2 protein-coding genes are annotated in these 1,903 nt (G+C 39.2%); both read left to right on the plus strand.

Features of this window, described 5'->3' with window-relative positions; all coding sequences use genetic code 11:
• The first annotated feature begins 107 nt into the window (after positions 1–107).
• Positions 108–341: a hypothetical protein gene (locus NCCP133_RS21725; protein WP_264807309.1), complete on the plus strand. Its 234-nt coding sequence runs from the start codon at positions 108–110 to the stop codon at positions 339–341.
• Positions 342–483: 142 nt separating this feature from the next.
• The gene (locus NCCP133_RS21730) at positions 484–1,689 is read left to right on the plus strand and encodes a Ger(x)C family spore germination protein (protein WP_264807310.1); all 1,206 of its coding nucleotides are present in this window, start codon (positions 484–486) and stop codon (positions 1,687–1,689) included.
• Positions 1,690–1,903: the final 214 nt, after the last annotated feature.

A 1,903-nucleotide genomic window follows, 5' to 3' on the forward strand; every position in this document is an offset into this window, starting at 1 on the left:
ACCAGTTAAATTGCAGAAGCGCTTTACAGCCGCACCGATTGGCTCACGTTATATCGGTGCGAAAGTTGAGTAACTAAGAATACGAAAACTTAAAGGAGCAGTTCAATATGTGGGCCATTGCAGGAATACTTCTCGTAACGATTATGATCATGGTTCTGGAAGTACCGCCGCTTTTGAAGAAAAGGCAGAAGAAAGAATTAGGAGTTTTTTCACTGTTGCTGCTGAGTGGGAGCTGGTTAAGCATTGCTAAAGGTTTGGATCTAAATATTCCCAATCCATTTGATTGGATTGCAGCAATTTTTAAACCACTAAGTGATTTAATAATGACTTTATTGAGGTAAGAGGCACTGGAAATAGCACAAGGTCTTGTTCAAGGTGACCTTTAGCCTTTGAAGCGAGCCAGAAGGAAAGCTTAAAGTAAAAAATCAATTAATTAAAAGTCGGATATTAACATTCCTTTAGATCAAGAAAGGAGGATTCGATGTGAAAAGAAAAAGTGCTTTATTTATTACGACCTTACTATTGCTTAACCTCTTATCTGGATGTTGGAACCGGAGGGAAATGAATGAACTTGCGATCACGGTCGGGATGGCGATCGATAAACCAGATGATCAATTTATTATTACAACCCAGGTCGTTAATCCTGGGCAAGTTGCCGCTGGACAAGGCGGCGGTCAGAAAACACCAGTTACTACATATCAAGAAAAAGGAGACACTATCTTTGAAGCGATAAGAAGAATGACGACGGTTACGGCTAGAAAACTTTATTTTCCACATATTCGAATTCTTATAATAAGTGAAGAACTAGCCGAAAAAGGATTGGGTGAAGCATTAGATTTTTTATCTAGGGATCATGAATTGCGATCAGACTTTTACGTTGTGATTGCGAAAGATACGAAAGCGGAAAACGTTTTAAAAGTGTTAACGGGATTAGATGATATTCCTGCTAACAAGCTGTTTACAGCTCTTGAAACGTCTGAAAAAGCATGGGCCCCTTCGAGGGCAGTGACATTAGACGAACTGATAGGGGATATCTTGACTGAGGGAAAAGAAGCACAATTAACTGGACTCCAGATAATGGGGGATATAAAAGAAGCAGAAAAGAGTGAACATGTTCAAGAGATCGAACCTGATGTTCATTTGAAATATAGCGGCTTAGCTGTGTTTAAAGGTGATAAACTAATCGGCTGGTTGAACGAAGAGGATAGTAAATCGGTTAACTATGTTCTAGGCAATGTAAAAAGTACGATAGGTGAAGTGACTTGCCCTGACGATAAGGGGAAAACAGCAATTGAAGTCATTCGCACGAAAGCTGATCTAAAAGCGAAGGTTGAAAATGGTTCACCAAAAGGAACTATTAAGGTTCAGATAGAAGGAAACGTTGGAGATGTACAATGCAGGAAGCTGGATTTGTCAAAAACGAAAACGATCGAGGAGTTGGAAAAGCAATCGGAAAAAATAGTCAAAGAATTAATTGAATCGACTATAGCGAAAGCCCAGGAAGAATTTAAAGCCGATATTTTTGGGTTTGGCGAGGCGATTCACCGTTCGGATCCCGACTATTGGAAAAAGGTGAAGAAGGAATGGAATGAGAAATTTGCGGACATGCCAATAGAAGTAAAAGCAGAGGTAAAGATTCGGCGGGTCGGAACAATTGGAAATTCACCGCTGGAAGATATAAAAGAGTAGAACCCTTATAAATGACTCTTATACTTGAAAAAGGATTTACACTTTCTTTAAGTGCTGAAAAGGACAGATGAAAGAATTGTGGGTGGTTGTAACATATTTCGATAAAGACTTGCTCTTATTTATATACTACTTTTTTTCAATAAAAAGGAGCATTCCTGTTAGAAGGATTTTCGGGGACTTGAACAAAAAAGAGCCCTCTTGGTATGATACGGGG

Origin of the sequence: Cytobacillus sp. NCCP-133 (assembly GCF_026011715.1) — a bacterium.
Taxonomy (GTDB): domain Bacteria; phylum Bacillota; class Bacilli; order Bacillales; family Cytobacillaceae; genus Cytobacillus.

What these genes read in the sequence shown, in the direction of transcription:
- NCCP133_RS21725 (WP_264807309.1), top strand. Translation starts at nt 108, where the DNA reads ATGTGGGCCATTGCAGGAATACTTCTCGTAACGATTATGATCATGGTT.